16 protein-coding genes are annotated in these 18,474 nt (G+C 68.0%); 12 read left to right on the top strand and 4 right to left on the bottom strand.

From position 1 onward, the window contains the following. Positions 1-233 precede the first annotated feature (233 nt). Positions 234-1,016, top strand: coding sequence for a hypothetical protein (locus LSI54_RS08615; protein WP_241478151.1), 783 nt, complete (start codon positions 234-236; stop codon positions 1,014-1,016). A gap of 101 nt (positions 1,017-1,117) precedes the next feature. On the opposite strand, the gene LSI54_RS08610 is transcribed toward LSI54_RS08615, so the two are convergent. From LSI54_RS08610 to LSI54_RS08595, 4 genes are read right to left on the bottom strand one after another with little or no spacing between them, the layout of a single operon-like run. Next, entirely contained in the window at positions 1,118-1,513 is a 396-nt protein-coding gene (locus LSI54_RS08610; RefSeq protein ID WP_241478150.1) for a VOC family protein, read from the bottom strand. A gap of 53 nt (positions 1,514-1,566) precedes the next feature. Next, positions 1,567-2,553: an SRPBCC family protein gene (locus LSI54_RS08605; RefSeq protein ID WP_241478149.1), complete on the bottom strand. Its 987-nt coding sequence runs from the start codon at positions 2,551-2,553 to the stop codon at positions 1,567-1,569. Positions 2,554-2,569: 16 nt separating this feature from the next. Beyond that, positions 2,570-2,944 (bottom strand): ArsR/SmtB family transcription factor, encoded by a 375-nt coding sequence (locus tag LSI54_RS08600; protein ID WP_241465024.1) that lies wholly within the window; start codon positions 2,942-2,944, stop codon positions 2,570-2,572. 28 nt (positions 2,945-2,972) lie between these two features. Further along, positions 2,973-3,890 (bottom strand): LysR family transcriptional regulator, encoded by a 918-nt coding sequence (locus LSI54_RS08595; protein ID WP_241478148.1) that lies wholly within the window; start codon positions 3,888-3,890, stop codon positions 2,973-2,975. A 90-nt stretch (positions 3,891-3,980) separates the two neighbouring features. On the opposite strand from LSI54_RS08595, the gene LSI54_RS08590 reads away from it, so the two are divergent. The 11 genes from LSI54_RS08590 to LSI54_RS08540 all read left to right on the top strand — a co-directional run bounded on the left by LSI54_RS08590 (position 3,981) and on the right by LSI54_RS08540 (position 18,248). Then, on the top strand, positions 3,981-4,733 hold the full coding sequence (locus LSI54_RS08590; RefSeq protein WP_241465022.1) for a LysE family translocator: 753 nt from the start codon (positions 3,981-3,983) through the stop codon (positions 4,731-4,733). A gap of 50 nt (positions 4,734-4,783) precedes the next feature. Further along, complete coding sequence (gene argS / locus LSI54_RS08585; protein ID WP_241478147.1) at positions 4,784-6,439, top strand: arginine--tRNA ligase; 1,656 nt, start codon at positions 4,784-4,786, stop codon at positions 6,437-6,439. Positions 6,440-6,445: 6 nt separating this feature from the next. Next, complete coding sequence (locus LSI54_RS08580; protein WP_241478158.1) at positions 6,446-7,969, top strand: diaminopimelate decarboxylase family protein; 1,524 nt, start codon at positions 6,446-6,448, stop codon at positions 7,967-7,969. A 56-nt stretch (positions 7,970-8,025) separates the two neighbouring features. Then, a complete protein-coding gene (locus LSI54_RS08575) occupies positions 8,026-9,375 on the top strand; it encodes a homoserine dehydrogenase (protein ID WP_241478157.1) in 1,350 nt (449 codons plus the stop codon). Between the two features lie 61 nt (positions 9,376-9,436). Next, positions 9,437-10,546: a threonine synthase gene (gene thrC / locus LSI54_RS08570; RefSeq protein ID WP_241465020.1), complete on the top strand. Its 1,110-nt coding sequence runs from the start codon at positions 9,437-9,439 to the stop codon at positions 10,544-10,546. Positions 10,547-10,568: 22 nt separating this feature from the next. Next, positions 10,569-11,687, top strand: a complete 1,119-nt coding sequence (gene thrB / locus LSI54_RS08565; RefSeq protein WP_241465019.1) for a homoserine kinase — start codon at positions 10,569-10,571, stop codon at positions 11,685-11,687. A gap of 307 nt (positions 11,688-11,994) precedes the next feature. Continuing rightward, a complete protein-coding gene (gene rho / locus LSI54_RS08560; protein WP_241478146.1) occupies positions 11,995-14,226 on the top strand; it encodes a transcription termination factor Rho in 2,232 nt (743 codons plus the stop codon). Between the two features lie 143 nt (positions 14,227-14,369). Further along, entirely contained in the window at positions 14,370-15,452 is a 1,083-nt protein-coding gene (gene prfA, locus LSI54_RS08555; protein WP_241465107.1) for a peptide chain release factor 1, read from the top strand. Between the two features lie 5 nt (positions 15,453-15,457). Next, positions 15,458-16,438, top strand: coding sequence for a peptide chain release factor N(5)-glutamine methyltransferase (gene prmC, locus LSI54_RS08550; RefSeq protein WP_241478145.1), 981 nt, complete (start codon positions 15,458-15,460; stop codon positions 16,436-16,438). Beyond that, on the top strand, positions 16,426-17,103 hold the full coding sequence (locus tag LSI54_RS08545; protein WP_241478144.1) for an L-threonylcarbamoyladenylate synthase: 678 nt from the start codon (positions 16,426-16,428) through the stop codon (positions 17,101-17,103). The genes prmC and LSI54_RS08545 overlap by 13 nt, the downstream gene beginning before the upstream one ends. Continuing rightward, positions 17,100-18,248, top strand: a complete 1,149-nt coding sequence (locus LSI54_RS08540; RefSeq protein ID WP_241465015.1) for an MraY family glycosyltransferase — start codon at positions 17,100-17,102, stop codon at positions 18,246-18,248. Before LSI54_RS08545 ends, LSI54_RS08540 begins: the two co-directional genes overlap by 4 nt. Positions 18,249-18,474 lie beyond the last annotated feature (226 nt).

The following is an 18,474-nucleotide window of genomic DNA, read 5'->3' as shown; positions in this document are numbered from 1 at the left end:
ACACCACAGACCGGCTGATTCGAGGGAGGAGTCACAGCACATGCTTTCAAAGCATGTGAAACCCTCTACATCGGCGTCAGGTCAGGGATCCAGGGCCGTGCTGTACACACATTTGTTCCTATAACCCCCAGGCGACTCACGATCGATCGACTGCGAAGTGCCGCGGCGCGGTCGCACACCTCGGCGGCCCGATGCCTCGCTCAACCGGCTGAGAACCCCTCTACCCTGGGACTATGACTTCCGCACCCACCTCCGCCGACGAACACGAGCGCGGTCCAGAGTCCAAGAGACAGCGTGCTTCCGCCGCCGCGGGAGAGCTCGCCGAGACTGCCAGCGGCAGAGCGTCCCAGGACCGAGCCCGCGAGCTCGAAGAGCGCTGGGAGGACAGGCTTGCCTGGCCGGTGCTGATCGCGGCCGTGGTGTCGGTCCCGGCGGTCTTCCTCACCCTCCTGGATGAGCCCTTCGAGATGATCGGCCACGTGGGGCTCTGGATCACCAGTGTGGTGCTGATCTTCGAGACCATCGTGCTGTTCCTGGTGTCGCCCAAGAAGATCGACTGGCTGCGCCGCAACTGGTGGCTCGTGGGTCTGAGCGTGCTGGTCATCGTCGGCGTGGTCTTCAGCGTCGGTCCCATGCAGCTCCTGCGTCTTCTGCGCAGCGTCGGGGCGCTGCGGGTGCTGCGCGCCAAACAGGTGGCCAAGGCCGGGCATTCTCTGCAGAAGGTCGGATCCTCGCGGTGGTGGCGGCGACTGGGGACGATTCTGGCCACATTTGTCGTGACCGCCTTCGTGGTGGTCGCCCTCGTCGATCCAGAGTCCCCTGCGCGGTCCTTCCTGGACGATCTGGTGGGGGAGGAGTGGGCGATCGCCGCGGCGATCGGCGCCGGCGTGCTGCTCTTCGGCGCGACCTACCTGCTGGTACGGCGCCCTAAGGGTAAGGATTCGCAGAAGGACGGTGCAGCGAGTGACGAGGAAGAGAGCGGTGACGAGGAAGGCGATCGCCAGGTCCGCTCCTGAGATCTCCGACCGGCCGGAACGCGGTTGCGTTGATGCACCGCCGAGGACCGTGATGTGCCGCTTGGGGTGCTCCTTCCCATCGGGCCGAGGAGATCTCTGGCTCACCCGACGTAGAGCTGCCAGGCGTGACCATCTGGGTCCGCCACAAGGGACTCGAATCCCCAGGGCTGGTGGGTGGGCGGGGTGAGCACCGTGCCCCCGCCTGTGACCAGTCGTTCGGTCATGGCGGTGACCTGTTGGGCATCAGCGAGGGCGATGCCCAGCAGGCACTCGCTGTGTTCCGCCGGGGACAGCTCGCGGGGACCCAGCACCCAGTCGAAGGCCTCGGTGGGGACCAGGCAGAGGTAGGCCTCCCCGAGCAGCCGAAACTGCAGCGGTTCGGGGAGGCCGTCCTGCGCCACGTCACCCACCGGATCGAGCCCGAGGCCGTCCTGGTAGAACGTGTGGGAGCGGCGACGATCAGCGATCGGCAGGGTGATGGTGAATGGCTGCGGCATCGATACAGGTCCTCCCTGAATTGGTCGGGGGCGTGGTCGGGATGAGCCTGCCGCTATGACCGGGAGGAGGCTGTCAAGACCGCCTCCAGCCTGGCGTAGCTGGCTTCCATGCCGTCTGCCATGCCCGTTCCCAGGACGATGTCGCGGGTCTCCTTGTCGGGGTAGGTGATCACCACGGTGAGAAGGGTGCCGCCGTGGACCGGTGTCAGGGTCTGCTCATTGATGTTGGGGGGACTGGGCATCCCCTCCATGTTTTCGGTGGTCACTTCACGGTGGGGCGCGTCGAGCTCTTTGAGCTCGCCGAAGAAGGCGAAGCTGTCCGAACCGTCCTCCTCCCGCTCCCAGACGAAGCGGTAGCTCTCGCCGACCTTCTCACCGAGCTGGCATTCCCTCATGCGCCATCCGTCCGGGCCCAGGAGCCAGCACCGCATCAGGTCTGGGTCACGATGGGCCTGCCAGACCTTCTCGGGAGTTCCGCGGATGATCCGACTGATCCGCACCTTGGTGTCGGTGAGCATCTGGGTCTGGGCGCCCCTGCCGGCGGCGAAGGAGGAGAGATCCTCCAGGACCGCATCCATCTGGCCCATGGCCGAGGTCAGGCCCTCTTCCATGCCCATCTCGAGCAGCTGCCGATAGTCCTCGGTGGAGTTGAACCAGGAGGTCGAGGTCAGCCTGGATCCATGCGGAGTCTCGTCGAAGGTCAGGCGCAGGCGCATCTGCGGCATCTCGGGATTCGGTGTGCCAGACTCGTCCGCGAAGCCATCGGTGACCTCGAAGGAGCGCCCGGGGTCAATGGCGAGGAACTCCCAGTAGCCCGCGGCCCGAGTGCCGTCCGGGCCGGTCATCCAGTAGTGCGAACGGCCCCCGGGGTGGAAGTCGTGGCGGGTGAAGGTTGCCGGCCAGTCTTCGGGTCCCCAGAACTTCTCAAGCTGGCGGGGGTCGGCGTGGGCGTCCCAGAGCCGCTGGACCGGCACGGAGAAGTCGGAGACCACAGTCATGGTCAATGCTTCGGCGTCCTTGGTGACTGAGGTGATGGGCATGACGAGCCTTTCTGTATCAGTGCTGCCCACTGGTGTCTTGCGTCGTGGTGTCCGCCAGGAGGGCGTCCAGGCGGGAGATGCGGCCCTGCCAGATGCGCGCGTACTCATCGAGCAGTGCCTGGGCTCCACGGATGGTGTCAGGGTTGCCGCGGACCAGGCGTTCGCGCCCTTGCCGGCGCTTGGTCACCAGATCGGCGCTTTCGAGGACGCTGACGTGCTTCTGCACGGCGGCGAAGGACATCTCATAGAGCGCGGCCAGGGCGGAGACTGTTGCCTCCTCACCGAGGGTGCGCCTGACGATGTCCCTGCGAGTGGCGTCTGCCAGGGCCCGGAAGATCCGGTCCACCTGGGCGTCACTGGGGGGAGCCGACACCTCAGAACGTATAACCATGTGGTTGTACATTAGGACTGCTGAGGGGTCAGGTCAAGGGTTCTTCGTCGAGTGATTTCTCGGATTCTTCGCGCAGCACCTCAAGTGCCGCCACGACCAGCTCCTCGCCTGCGCGATCTTGTTTCACGTGGGCGACGATCCGGCGCTGCACCGTGGGATTTCGCAGCGGGCGGACCACCGTGCCGAGCGGGAGATCGCGCAGAGCCAGGTGGGGGAGCACGGTGATCCCGAGTCCAGCCGCCACCAGAGACAGGGCGGCGTTGTGGTCATCGAGCCGGGCCGCGAACTGGGGCACGAATCCGGCGGCCTGGCAGGCGGTGCGGATCATCCTGCCGTTGGGGCTGTCCTTGATGTCATGGTCCACCCACATCTGATTGCTGAGCTCCTGGACCTCCACCGTCGCAGAGTCCGCGAGCGGATGATCAGCAGGAACGACGACGGCGAAGTCCTCGTGCCGAAGCAGGTGCCGCAGATATCCCTTGAAGTGTTCTTCGGGCTCCAGCGGTGACTCATTGCGGATGTCGATGTCCACCGGACGTCCGGTCTTCTCGGCGTAGGGCTCGTTGAGGCTGATCTGCACCGTCATCCCAGGGTCCTTGGCGCGCAGGGTGGCGACCACACGAGGCAGCCACTCCCTCGCCGCGGAGGTGAAGCTGGCGAGCATCAGGTGGCTGGACCGGCCCAGCCGCAGGCTCTCCACCTGACGGTCCAGCTCGTCGAGACCCTGCAGCACGGCGGCGCTGCCCCGTGCCAGGGACAGTGCCGCCGTCGTCGGGGTGAGTCCGCGACCGCTGCGCTCGAAGAGCTTGAGCCCGGTCTCCTGCGCAAGGATGCTCATATGTTGGCTCACCGTGGCGGGGGAGAAGTGCAGGCTGCGCGCGGCGCCCTGGATCGAGCCGGTGGCGATCACCGAGTGCAGCACGCGCAGCCTGTGAGGGTTCAACATGGCACCAGTATGGCGCCGATTCGTTTATACCGAACAGTCTTAAGCTTTTATCTGCTTGTCCTGATCGGTGTGGTGTCCCAGGATGGAGCTGTGACACTCTCCAGCTATTTCGGTCTGCTCGCCGTCTCCGCCGTCCTGGCCATCACCCCGGGGCAGGACACCATGCTGTCTCTGCGCAATGCGCTGCTCTCCCGCCGGGCAGGCCTCGGCGCGGCGACCGGATCCTCAGTGGCCGCGCTGATCTGGGCGGCGCTGGCCGCCACCGGCCTGGCGGCGCTGTTCCAGGCCTCCCCGGTGGCCTATGAGCTGCTCAGCCTCGTCGGCGGCCTCTACGTGATCTTCCTCGGTGCCCGCGCGGTGCGCAGCGCCTCGATCACGTTGAAGGCGCACCGACTGGCCCGCGCCGACGTCGAAGTTCCCGTGCTGGTCGGGGGCCCCTACGATCCCCAACCCCCCGCAGCGGAGGAGGGCCCAGGCGCTCGCGGATCGGAGGACTCCCCCCGCCGTCGCACCCGCCGCGACATCACCAGCTTCCGCGGCACATTCCTGATCGGGCTGGGCAGCTGCATGACCAACCCGAAGGTCGGTCTGTTCTTCCTGGCACTTTTCCCGCAGTTCACTCCCGTCGGAGCCTCCCCGGCCTTTGCGATCGGGGTGCTCGGCGGCACTGTGGCCGCCAGCATGTGGCTCTACCTGATCGGTGTCGTGCTGCTGGTCGATGCCGCGAACTCCTGGCTCTCGAACCCCGTGGTGACCGGACGCATCGAGATGGGCAGCGGCCTGACCTTGGCGGGACTCGGCGTCTACCTGAGCATCAGCGGTGTGCTCGGTCTGCTCAGCTGAGCCATCCTGTGCTGACCCGGCTCCCGGGGCGGACCGCGTAGACTGTTCCGGTGACTCCAGAAGAACTCTCCACCGTTGTCAAGAGCGTGCTCGCCGAGGCTGTCGAAGCCGGTGAGCTGAGCGTCGATCTCCCCGAGAACGTCGTCATCGAGCGCCCCAAGAATCGCGAGCACGGCGACTGGGCCACCACCATCGCCCTGCAGCTGGCCAAGAAGGCCGGGATGCCCCCGCGTGCGTTTGCCGAGATCGTCGGCGCCAGGCTGCAGCAGGTCGCCGGCGTGGAGCGCATCGAGATCGCGGGCCCCGGGTTCATCAACATCACCGTGGACTCCGCCGCCGCAGGGGAGCTTGCCCGCACGATCGTCGAAGCAGGGGACACCTTCGGCCACAACGAGGCGCTGGCCGGGCGGAGCGTCAACGTCGAATTCGTCTCCGCGAACCCCACCGGACCGCTGCACATCGGGCACACCCGCTGGGCCGCGCTCGGCGACGCCATCGGCCGGCTGCTGCGCGCCTCCGGCGCCACGGTCGCCAACGAGTACTACGTCAACGACGCCGGCAACCAGATGAACGTCTTCGGCCACTCGGTGCTCTCCCGCATCCACGGCGAGGACGTCCCGCAGGGCGGCTACCCCGGTGACTACGTCATCGAGCTGGCCGACGAGATCCTCGCCGCCCGCCCGGACGTCAAGGACATGCCCCGCGAAGAGGCGCTGCCGATCGTGCGCGAGCTGGGCTACCAGGCGCAGATGGGTCAGATCAAGGACACCCTGACCGCGTTCGGCGTGCACTTCGACGTCTTCTACTCCGAGCAGGCCCTCCACGCCGAGGGCAAGGTCGCCGCCGCGGTGGAGACGCTGCGCGAGCAGGGCCACATCGAGGACCGCGACGGCGCCGTCTGGCTGCGCACCACCGACTTCGGTGATGACAAGGACCGGGTGCTCTTCAAGGCCGACGGTGAGCCCACCTACTTCGCCGCCGACGCCGCCTACTACCTCTCCAAGCGGGAGCGAGGCTTCACCGAGAAGATCTACCTGCTCGGCGCGGACCACCACGGCTACGTCTCCCGGCTCAAGGCCATCGCCGCCTGCGCCGGTGACGATCCGCAGCGCAACATCGAGGTGCTCATCGGGCAGCTGATGTCGATCCGCGGCGCGAAGCTGTCCAAGCGCGCCGGCAACATCATCGAGCTCACCGACCTGATCGATTGGCTCGGCGCCGACGCGCTGCGCTACACGCTGGCCCGGTTCCCAGCGAACTCCCCGATCGACGTGGACCCAGAGCTGCTGCAGTCGCGGACCAATGACAATCCGGTCTTCTATGTCCAGTACGCCCATGCCCGCTCCCGCAATGCCGCGCGCAACGCCGAGGCCGCCGGAGTGGACCGCGACGGCTTCGATGCCGGGCTGCTGACGCATGAGACCGAGGAGGAGCTGCTCTCCCACCTGGGACGCTTCACCTCCGTGGTGGCCTCGGCAGCCGAGCTGCGCGAACCCCACCGGGTGGCGCGCTACCTGGAGTCCCTGGCCAGCGCCTATCACGGCTGGTACGCCGTGTGCCGGGTGGCGCCCAGCGTCAGCCCCGACGGCGTCCAGGACCCGGTCACCGATCTCAACCGCACCCGGCTCTGGCTCAACGACGCCACCGCCCAGGTGCTGCGCAACGGACTGGCGCTGCTCGGCGTCACCGCACCCGAAAGGATGTGAGCCGCCATCACGACCCGCAGCTCTGCCCCCGAAGAATCAACCACCCCCAGCGCGCATCCGCTGGCACCGGCCTGGCTCACCGCCCGTCGGGACACCGATGACCTCGAGGCGGCGCTGCTCCCGGCCGACGCGCACCGCGACGCCGAGGGCCGCCTGGTGATCGGCGGGGTCGACGTCGTGACCCTCGCCGCCCAGCACGGCACGCCGCTCTACGTGCTCTCCGAGGCAGACTTCCGGGCCCGCGCCCGCAGCTTCCGCGAGGCCTTCGGCGCAGCCTTCGCCCCTGAGGCCGAGGTGGACGTCTTCTATGCCGGCAAAGCCTTCCTGAGCACCCATGTGGCGGGCTGGGCCGTGGAGGAGGGGCTCTGCGTGGACACCGCCTCCGGCGGCGAGCTGGCCCTCGCCCTGGCCGGCGGGGTTCCGCCGAGGCAGATCGGACTGCACGGGAACAACAAGTCCGACGCCGAGATCCAGCGCGCCCTCGACGCTGGGATCGGCCGCATCATCGCCGATTCCCTCGATGAGCTTGAACGGATCTCCACGCTGGCCGTGGCGGCCGGCACCCGCGCCCCGGTCATGCTCCGGCTGACTCCCGGCGTGCACGCCTCCACCCACGAATACATCGCCACCGCGCACGAGGATCAGAAGTTCGGCCTCTCCCTGACCCCGGCGTCCGGTACAGACGCGTCCGGTGCAGACGCTGCCGGGGCAGAGACGAAAGTCACCAACCCCTACCTCGGTTCGCCCGCCTGGACAGCAGCCTCGCGCGCACTGGAGCTTCCCGGCGTCGAACTCCGTGGAATCCACGCCCATATCGGCTCGCAGATCTTCGAACCTGCCGGTTTCGAACTGGCCGCGCAGAAGCTCATCGCCTTCCTGGCCAGCCTGCGTGCGGCCTACGGCGTGGAACTGCCCGAGCTCGACCTCGGCGGCGGACACGGGATCGCCTACACCGAGGCCGACACCCCGCGGGCCCCCGAAGCAATCGCCGCAGCCCTGGCCGCCACGGTGAAGCAGGCCTGCGCGGAGCACGGACTGAGCGTCCCACGGATCTCCATCGAGCCCGGCCGGGCCATCGTCGGCCCCGCCGGGGTCACGCTCTACCGAGTCGGGGTGCAGAAGGACGTCCAGGTCGACGCCCCCGACGGCACCACCGTGTCCCGGCGCTACGTGGCCGTCGACGGCGGCATGAGCGACAACGCCCGCGGAGTGCTCTACGACGCCGACTATTCAGCGGTGCTCGCCTCGCGCCGGGTGACCGGAGACCACGCGCTGTCTCGCATCGTGGGCAAACACTGCGAGTCCGGCGACATCGTCGTGCGAAACGTATACTTGCCGACGGCGACGGCCCGGGATGATCTCCTTGCCGTTCCCGCCACCGGCGCATACTGCCACTCGCTCTCGAGCAACTACAACTACCTGACTCGACCCGCAGTGGTCGCCGTCGCAGACGGCGCCTCCCAGGTGCTCATCCGCCGAGAGACCGAGCAGGACATGCTCGGGCGTGACACCGGCTTTGCCGCACACTGACACACAGCACGCGCGCAGCGCCGGGAACCGAACAGGCACAAGGGATTGAGGTCATGATGTCCGCAGCAAGGACCACCGCAGAGCCGCTGAAGATCGGTCTGCTCGGCGCAGGCAACGTCGGCTCACAGGTCGCACGCACCCTGGTCGAGGAGCGGGCGCTCATCTCCTCGCGGGTCGGTGCCCCGATCAAGCTGATCGGCGTCGCCGTCCGCGACGTCGAGGCCCCGCGTGACTGGAAGATCCCCGGCGAGCTGCTCACCACCGACGCCGAGGCGCTGGTGGACGAGGCCGACCTGATCATCGAACTCATGGGCGGCCTCGAGCCCGCCGGCGCCCTGGTGGAGCGCGCGCTGCGCGCCGGCACCGCAGTGGTGACCGGAAACAAGGCGCTGCTCGCGGTCCAGGGCGGAAAGCTCAGCCAGGCCGCCGCAGAGTCCGGCGCCCTGCTGCGCTTCGAAGCCGCGGTCGGAGGCGCCATCCCGATCCTGCGCCCGATCCAGGAATCCCTCTCCGGCGACCGCATCACCAAGGTGATGGGCATCGTCAACGGCACCACCAACTACATCCTGGACCAGATGGACTCCACCGGCGCCGCCTTCTACGACGCGCTGGCCGAGGCGCAGCGGCTCGGGTACGCCGAGTCCGACCCGACCGCCGACGTCGAGGGCCACGATGCCGCAGCCAAGGCCGCGATCCTCGGCGCGCTGGCCTTCCACGCGCCCTTCAGCATCGACGACGTCTACTGCGAGGGCATCACCTCCGTCACCTCCGCCGACATCGAGGCCGCCGCGGCTTCCGGCTATGTGATCAAGCTGCTGGCGATCGTCGAGAAGAACGACGACGGCGCCATCCTGCGCGTGCACCCCACCCTGCTGCCCCGCACCCACCCGCTTGCAAGCGTCCGCGGAGCCTTCAACGCGGTCTTCGTGGTCGCCGAGAACGCCGGGGAGCTCATGTTCTACGGACAGGGAGCCGGCGGGCTGCCCACCTCCTCGGCCATCATGGGTGATGTGGTCTCCGTGGCGCGCCGACTGCACAGCGGACCGGACCACCCCGGGACCACCGACACCAACGGAGACTCCCAGACGGTTCGCGCACTGCCGGTGGATGACGCCCGCACGCAGTACTACATTGATATGGAAGTCGCTGACCGTGAGGGTGTCATCGCCGAGGTGGCCCGCGTGCTGGCCGATCACCACGTCTCCATCGAATCCATGCGCCAGCCCGGAAGCGTATCGACCGACGGTGAGGTGGACACCGAGGCGGCGCGCGAACGCGGCGCCGTCGTGCAGATCGTCACGCACCTGGCGAAGGAGAAGCACCTCTCCGACACCGTGTCCACGTTGCGCGCCCTGGACGTGGTCCTGGCAGTGAACTCGGTGCTTCGCGTCGAGGTCGAACAGTAGTCCTGGGCCCAGCCCACACAGAGCAGATCCCACCAGCACGACGATGAAGGAGCCCCCACTCGTGGCGCACCAATGGCGCGGAGTCATCCGTGAGTATGCAGACCGACTCCCCGTGGAGGAGACCACCGAGGTCATCACCCTGGGAGAGGGCGGCACCCCGCTGGTCTACGCCCCCGCGCTCTCCGAGCTGGTCTCCGGCACGGTCTACCTGAAGGTGGAAGGGATGAACCCCACGGGATCCTTCAAGGACCGCGGCATGACCATGGCGATCACCGCCGCGGTGGCCGAGGGCGCCAAGGCCGTGGTCTGCGCCTCCACCGGCAACACCTCCGCCTCGGCCGCCGCCTACGCGACCCAGGCCGGTCTGACCTGCGCCGTCCTGGTGCCGGCGGGCAAGATCGCGATGGGCAAGCTCTCCCAGGCGGTCGCCCACGGTGCGGAGCTGATCCAGGTGGACGGCAACTTCGACGGCTGTCTCGACATCGCCCGCAAGCTCTCCGAGAACTACCCGGTCTTCCTGGTGAACTCGGTGAACCCGGCACGCATCGAAGGCCAGAAGACCGGAGCCTTCGAGGTGGTGGACGCACTCGGCGATGCCCCGGACTACCATCTGCTTCCGGTCGGCAACGCCGGCAACATCACCGCTTACTGGAAGGGCTACAAGGAGTACTCCCAGCCCTGGACCAACCCCTACGGGGGAGGCACCGGTGAGGAGCTCGCCGCGGTGGCCAGCCACACCCCGATCATGTGGGGGTTCCAGGCCGAGGGCGCCGCGCCCATCGTCATGGGCCACCCGGTGACCGAGCCCGAGACGGTCGCAACGGCCATCCGGATCGGCAATCCCGCCTCCTGGGAGAAGGCCGAGGCCGCTCGGGATGAGTCTGCCGGGGTCATCGAGTCGGTGACCGACGAGGAGATCCTCGTCGCGCACCGCTGGCTGTCCTCCAAGGAGGGCGTCTTCGTGGAGCCCGCCTCCGCTGCCGGCGTCGCCGGACTGATCAAGAAGCACTCCGCCGGTGAGATGCCGGCGGACAAGACGATCGTGATCACCGTGACCGGTCACGGCCTGAAGGATCCAGACTGGGCGCTGAAGAACGCCGACGGCTCGGACGTCACCCCGACCATGGTCCCGCAGGATGTCGAGACCGTGGCCCGGCAGCTGGGGCTCTGATTCGATGAGCGGGCAGCCCAGCATGCACAAGCTAGGACAGGGCCTCGCCCCTGAACAGGCACTGGCCCCCTCGGCCGCGACGCCACCTGCCGCGCAGGGACATGACGCGGAAGGTGCCAACGACCTTGCCCTTCGTGAGCCGCTAGCCGCCCCGGCGTCCTTCCACCTGAAGGTGCCGGCCACCTCCGCCAATCTCGGCCCCGGCTACGACACCATGGGTCTGGCACTGGGTCTCTACGATGAGATCACCGTCCACGCCGCGCCGCGGAGCGGCACCACCGCGCAGGTGGAGATCACGGTGGAGGGTGAGGGTTCCGCAACGCTGCCCCGCGATGCATCCCACCTGGTGGTCACCCTGGTCGAGAAGATCCTCAACGCCAAGGGCTTCAGCCTCCCCGACCTTCAGGTCCGAGCGGTCAACAACATTCCACACAGTCGCGGGCTCGGATCCTCGGCAGCGGCCGTCGCCTCGGCCGTGATGACCGCGCACACGCTGCTCCCAGACGGGTTGAGCGACGACGAGAAGCTCCAGATCGGTTCCCGGATCGAGGGCCATCCGGACAACTACGTCCCGGCGCTGCGCGGAGGGGTTGCAATCTCCTGGCAGGCAGCCGCCACCGCGCTGGGCTCCGCCGGTGAGCCTGACGGGTCCGCCGTCCACCCCCGAGACGGAGCCTTCAAGACCGCGCCGCTGATCCCGCACCCGGACCTGCGCACCGTGGTGGCCGTGCCGAACTTCGAGCAGTCCACCCAGGTGGCACGAGACCTCCTGCCCGCCCAGGTCGATCATTCCGCCGCGGCGCAGAACTCCGCGCGCGCAGCGCTGCTGGTCCACGCCCTCACCAGCGCTCCGGAGCTGCTGCTCGACGCCACTGAGGACGCGCTGCATCAGGAACAGCGCCGTCCCGCATTCCCCGGGTCGATGGCTCTGGTGGACGGACTCCGCGCAGCGGGGTTCGCCGCCGTGATCTCCGGCGCGGGACCCACGGTGCTTGTGCTCGCTGACTCCGACGCCCAGGCCAGCGCCGCGGCACAACAGATCTCGGCACTTGGCGGGCCCGACGCGCGGGGCCATGTGTTCACCCCCTCAATCCTGCCGATCGCGGGCGCGGGTGCTACAGTGGAGGCACATCAGCGTTGATGGCGTGCCCCGCACGCTCTCTCCCCAGATCCATTGAGTTGGCCCTGTAGAGATCACCATGATGTTCTTTCGCGCGAATTGCGCTTTTTCCTGCGCGCTGGACGGTGCAGACTCCTCAACAGAGTGAATCAGCAGAGTCCCGCGATGATCCCACTCCCCGCCGGGGACGAGGACCGTGCAAGAAGTCTCCCCGACGGTGTATGCGCGAAAGAAACTGAAATAAGCCAACGGACTTCTGACGCTCCGTTGAAGACATCGCAGGACGGCGCATCCGCCGGGCCTGCCTGACGAGGGGGAAGGAACCTTCGTGACAGAAACCACCGCTGAGACCACTGCGACTCAGAGCCCCGAGAAGGCCGAGTCCGCTGCACCCGAGGCCAAGAGCTCCGGGCTTGCCGGTCTGAAGCTCGCTCAGCTGCAGGCGCTTGCCTCACAGCTGGGCATCACCGGAAGCTCCCGGATGCGCAAATCTGCTCTGGTGGAGGCCATCTCCTCTCATCAGCGCGGAGGCGCCGTCGCCGAACGGGACAAGAAGCAGGACCAGGCGGCCGCCGCAGGCCGCGAGAACGACGCCGCCAAGGGCGGCAATGATGGGCAGACCGCGAGCTCCGAGGAGCCTGCCGCCAAGCGCCCCAACCGCCGCCGGTCCAAGGCGAGCGAAGCTGCCGCAGAGCAGAACGGCTCCACCGCGGACAGCGCTGAGAACGCCGCGAGCACCGATGACACGCGCACCGAGAACTCTCGCGACAACGGCCGCAATGACAGCAACGGCATCGACCGGCGCGCTGATCAGCAGGGTGGCGAGAACAACGGCAGCGATGACGGCGGCGATTCTCAGCCCCGCGGACGCAACCGCAACCGCCGCAACCGCAACCGCGACGACAACGGGAGCCAGCAGCAGAACACTGCGCCGGCCGAGACCCAGCAGTCCAACGCCCAGCAGTCGGATTCCCAGCAGTCGAACTCTCAGTCGGGCTCCAACGAGCAGACTCAGGACCAGACTCAGGAGAACGGCCAGCGCAACGACGGCGAAGGCCGCGGCCGACGCAATCGCGACAACAACCGCGACAACAACGGTCGTGACGGTGGCCGCGGCAACCGCAACGAGCGCAGCGATCGCAACGACGGTCAGCGCAACGACGGCGGCCGCGACAGCAGCCGCAGCGAGCGCAACGACGGCCAGCGCAGCGACGGCAGCCGCAGCGAGCGCAACGACGGCCAGCGCAGCGAGGGTCAGCGGAGCGACGGCGGCCGTGACGAGGAGCGTCGCAACCGGCGCAGCCGCAACCGCAACGACCGCAATGACCGCAATGACCGCAACGACCGGGGCGACCGCAGCAACCGTCGCCGCGGCCGCGATCCAGAGGTCGACGACACCGAGGTCACCGAGGACGATGTCCTGGTCCCGGTGGCGGGCATCCTGGATGTGCTCGACAACTACGCCTTCGTGCGCACCTCGGGCTACCTCCCCGGACCCAACGACGTCTACGTCTCCCTGGCCCAGGTCAAGCGGCACAACCTGCGCAAGGGTGACGCCGTCCACGGACACATCCGCGCCCCCCGCGACGGGGAGAACCCGCAGAAGCGCGCGAAGTTCAACGCGCTGGTGAAGCTCGACGCCGTCAACGGCCGCCCTTCGGAGGCCAACACCGATCGTGTCGAGTTCAGCAAGCTGGTACCGCTCTACCCGCAGGATCGTCTGCGCCTCGAGGGTGACCCGAAGGACATCGCACCCCGCGTGATCGACCTGATCGCTCCGATCGGCAAGGGCCAGCGAGGCCTGATCGTCTCCCCGCCCAAGGCAGGCAAGACGATCATCCTGCAGGCCCTGGCGAAATCGATCAAGGCCAACAATCCTGAGGTCCACCTCATGATGGTCCTGGTCGACGAGCGGCCCGAGGAGGTCACCGACATGCAGCGCACGGTCGACGGCGAAGTCATCGCCTCGACCTTCGACCGCCCGGCCGATGACCACACCACCGTCGCCGAGCTGGCCATCGAACGCGCGAAGCGACTGGTGGAGCTGGGCAAGGACGTCGTCGTGCTGCTGGACTCCATGACCCGACTGGGTCGCGCCTACAACACCGCGGCCCCGGCCTCCGGTCGGATCCTCTCCGGTGGTGTCGACGCCAACGCGCTCTACCCGCCGAAGCGGTTCTTCGGTGCAGCGCGCAACATCGAGCATGGCGGTTCGCTGACCATCCTCGCCACCGCGCTGGTGGAGACCGGGTCCAAGATGGACGAGGTCATCTTCGAGGAGTTCAAGGGCACCGGCAACATGGAGCTGCGTCTGTCCCGCCGCCTGGCGGACAAGCGGATCTTCCCGGCCGTGAACGTGAACGAGTCCTCCACCCGTCGTGAGGAGAACCTCCTCTCGGCTGAGGAGGTCAAGATCATGTGGAAGCTGCGCCGCGTGCTCTCCGGACTCGAGCAGGAGCAGGGTCTTGAGCTGCTGATCAACAAGCTCAAGGCGACCCAGTCCAACGCTGAGTTCCTGATGCTGGCGTCGAAGACCACGCTCGGAGACAAAGGCAACTAGCCGACTCATCAGGCGAAGCCCGGGGTGAGCATGCGCTCACCCCGGGCTTCGCCTGTACCAGCCCGGTCCGCCAGCGCTCCGTTCGCGCTTCAGCCACGGAAATGAAAGAGAATCCAGTCATGAGCGAAGAGATCAACGCCCGGATGTTCGACTCCGTATCGACGCTGCTCGCCGAGCACGCCGAACTTCAGGAGCAGCTCGCCGACCCGCAGGTCCACGCCGACCAGTCGCTGGCCCGCCGGCTGGGACGCCGCTACGCCCAGCTCAACGGTGTGGCTGAGGCGCACAAGACCTGGAAGCAGCTCAGCGAGGACCTGGCGACCACCCAGGAGCTCGCCCAGGAGGACTCCGAGTTCTCCGCCGAGATCCCCGCGCTCACAGCCCAGCTCGAGGAGGCCGCGGCGAAGCTGCTGCGCATGCTGATCCCGCGCGACGAGAACGACGTGCGCAACGTGATCATCGAGGTCAAGGGCGGTGCCGGGGGCGATGAGGCCGCGCTCTTCGCCGGAGACCTGCTGCGCATGTACACCCGCTATTCCGAGGCCAGGGGCTGGAAGACCGAGATCATCTCCTCGACCCCCTCGGACCTCGGTGGCTACAAGGACGTGCAGATGGCGATCAAGTCCTCCACCAATGACCCGGCCCGGGGCGTCTACGCGCACCTGAAGTTCGAGGGCGGCGTGCACCGGGTCCAGCGCGTGCCCGAGACCGAGTCCCAGGGCCGGATCCACACCTCGGCGGCCGGTGTGCTGGTCCTACCAGAGGTCGACGAGCCTGAGGAGCTGGAGCTGAGCCAGAACGACCTCAAGATCGACGTCTACCGCTCCTCCGGGCCCGGAGGTCAGAGTGTGAACACCACGGACTCCGCGGTGCGGATCACCCACCTGCCCACCGGGATCGTGGTGGCCATGCAGAACGAGAAGTCCCAGCTGCAGAACAAGGAGGCTGCGATGCGCGTGCTGCGCTCCCGCATCCTGGCCCACCAGCAGGAACAGATCGACGCCGACAATGCGCAGGTGCGCAAGTCCCAGGTCCGCACCATGGATCGCTCCGAACGCATCCGCACCTATAACTACCCGGAGAACCGGATCGTCGATCACCGCAGCGGGTACAAGGCCTACAACCTGGACACCGTGATCAACGGCGACCTGGAGGCCGTGATCCAGTCCTGCGTCGAGCTCGACGAGCAGGAGCGGCTCGCGGCGCTGAACGACACCCAGGACTGAGTCCCATGCCCACACATCAGCCAGCCGGTGCCCAGCCGGGGGACCACCCGGCCGATCAGCTCATCGACGACGCCGCCGCCCGGCTCCGCGCAGCGGGCGTTCCGAGTCCCAGGGTCGACGCCGAGATCCTCGCCGCCCACGTGCTCGGCGTCCCGCGCGGACGCCTCGCCGCGATGGCCATAGCCTCAAGCTCGGTCACCGCTGCCGACGCCGAGCGGATCACCGACCTGGTGGCCGAACGTGCGGACCGGGTGCCGCTGCAGCACCTCACCGGACTGGCGCCCTTCCGGCACCTCGAGCTGCGGGTGGGCCCCGGAGTCTTCATCCCGCGCCCCGAGACCGAGCAGGTCGCCCAGGCGGCGCTCGAACAGCTGGCCCGGATGGCCGCGCAGCGCCCAGCCTCCTGGCGGCCCCGCGTGGTCGATCTCGGCACCGGCTCAGGCGCCCTGGCCGCCGCCATCGCCGCAGAACACCCCTCGGCCGAGGTCCACGCCGTGGAGCTCTCCACCCAGGCCGTCGCCTGGGCGGAGCTGAATCTGGCCCCGCTCGGAGTGACGCTGCACCAGCGCGACCTGCGTGAGGTGCCCGAGGAGTGGGAGTCCAGCTTCGACGTCGTCGTGTCCAACCCGCCCTATATCCCCGCCGGCATGGTGCCGCGTGAGGAGGAGGTGCGGGTGCATGATCCGGAGCTGGCGCTCTACGGCGGGGGCGCCGACGGGCTCACCATGCCCCATGCGGTGATCGCCGCCGCCAAGCGGCTGCTCGTGCCGGGAGGCTGGTTCATCCTCGAACACGCCGAAGCTCAGGCGCAGGCGCTGGCCGAGCACTGCAAGGCAGACAGCTCGCTGGCTCAGGTGAGCACGCACCAGGACCTCACCGGCCGGGATCGCGCCACCAGCGCGGTCACTGACCCAGCTCCCGCCGTTGACGCAGGTCTCGTGGCTGACCCGTATCCTGCCGTCGGCGTGGAAGAATGGCGCGCGTGAGCCAGACAGTCGACTGCACGGACCCCGCCTCCCGCGCCGAGGGCATCTCCGCGGCGCAGGACGCGCTCTCTCGAGGGGAGACGGTGGTCCTCCCCACCGACACCGTCTACGGCATCGGCGCCGACGCGTTCTCCCCGCAGGCCGTGGCGGTGCTGCTCGCGGCCAAGGGCCGCAGTCGCACCATGCCGCCGCCGGTGCTGATCGGTCGCCCCGAGATCATGGACGCGCTGGCCATCGACGTGCCCGAGGAGGCCAGGACCCTGGCGCAGGCGTTCTGGCCCGGCCCGATGACGCTGATCCTCAACGCCCAGCCCTCGCTGCGCTGGGACCTGGGGGAGACCCATGGCACCGTCGCGCTGCGCATGCCGGCCGATGAGCTCGCCCTGGATCTGCTCAACGCCACTGGGCCGCTCGCGGTCTCCTCGGCCAACCGCACCGGAATGCCCGCCGCGACCACCGTCACCGAGGCCCAGCAGATGCTCGCCGAGTCGGTCTCGGTGTACCTCGACGCCGGTGACCGCGGCTCATCCGCCGCGTCGACCATCATCGACGCCACGGTGACGCCGCCCCGCGTGGTGCGCACCGGGGCCCTGCCCCTGGCCGAGCTGCAGGCCGTCGTAGCCAGCGTGGCGCCCGAGGCAGAGGCGTCCGACTCGCACTCATGATCTATTTCCTGGCCGTCCTCGCCGTCTCGATGGTGGTGACCTATCTGCTCACCCCCGCGGTGCGGACCATCGCGTTGAAGCTGGGCATCTACACCCCGATCCGGGAACGTGATGTGCACAACCAGATCAAGCCGCGCTGGGGCGGGGTGGCGATGTTCCTCGGGATGGTCGTCGGTCTCGCCGCCGCCTCCACGATTCCCTATCTGAGTGGGATCTTCGCCGACCTGACCCCGGTGCGCGGCGTCTTCGCGGCGATGGTGGTGATCCTGCTGGTCGGCATGGCCGATGACGCCTGGGACATCCCCTGGATGGTCAAGCTCGGCGGACAGGTCGGCGCAGCCATCATCCTGGTGCTCCACGGGATCCAGCTCGAGGTCATGCCGGTGGGCTGGCTCGGAGTCGGCGGGCCGCTGGTGCAGGCGATGCTGACCGTGTTCGTGGTGGTGCTGACCATCAATGCCTTCAACTTCATCGACGGGCTCGACGGACTGGCTGCCGGAGTCGCCGCGCTGGGCGGCGCCGCGTTCTTCATCTACAGCTACCTGCTGACGCTCTCGATCAACGCCTTCGACGCCTCGAACCTGGTGACGCTGCTGATGGCGGTGCTCGTGGGCTCGTGTCTGGGCTTCCTGCCGCACAACTTCTACCCCTCGAAGATCATCATGGGCGACACCGGGGCCATGCTGCTGGGCCTGGTCATGGCGGCCGGGGCGCTGGCAGTGACCGCCGACGTCGGCCAGCTCGCCGAGGGCTTCAGATTCCGTAACATCCCCGCGTACATGCCGATCCTGCTGCCCCTGGCGGTGACCCTGCTGCCGCTGCTGGACCTGGCGCTGGCGGTGGTCCGACGCACCGCTCGGGGCGCCTCACCCTTCACCCCTGACCGTGGCCATCTGCACCACAAGCTGGTCGACGGCGGCTATTCCCACCCGCAGGCGGTGCTGCTGCTCTACTTCTGGTCTGCGCTGTTCGCCTTCGGAGCCGTTTCCTTCAACTTCCTGCCCTGGTGGCTGGTCACTCTGGGCATGGTGCTGAGCCTGGGCGCCGCGGTGGTGCTCACGCTGGGGCCCTGGCTCCGCCGTCGTGCGCTGCGGGTCAACCGGGCCGCCGCCCAGCGTGCGCTGCGGCACCGACTCAACGACTGATGACCCGGGTCAGGACGGCTTTCGGTGTGGTGGGACCGCCTTCGTCGGTGGTCCTCCGGCAGTGCCGGGGGTCGTTGTTCTGGTAGGCTTTCGGTGACTTCCCACACCAGTTCTGTGTTTTCCAACACCTGCGTGGGGGAGTTGCCCGTGGACCGTCTTCGGAAGTCTTGCTCATAGACTGGCGGTCCACATAAAAGGCGAGACGGAGTTGATCCGGCTTCCGATG

It is taken from the genome of Nesterenkonia sp. AY15 (assembly GCF_022565855.1).
GTDB lineage: Bacteria > Actinomycetota > Actinomycetes > Actinomycetales > Micrococcaceae > Nesterenkonia.
Note: the sequence above shows the minus strand (reverse complement) of the source record. Positions and strands in the feature narration are given on the sequence as shown.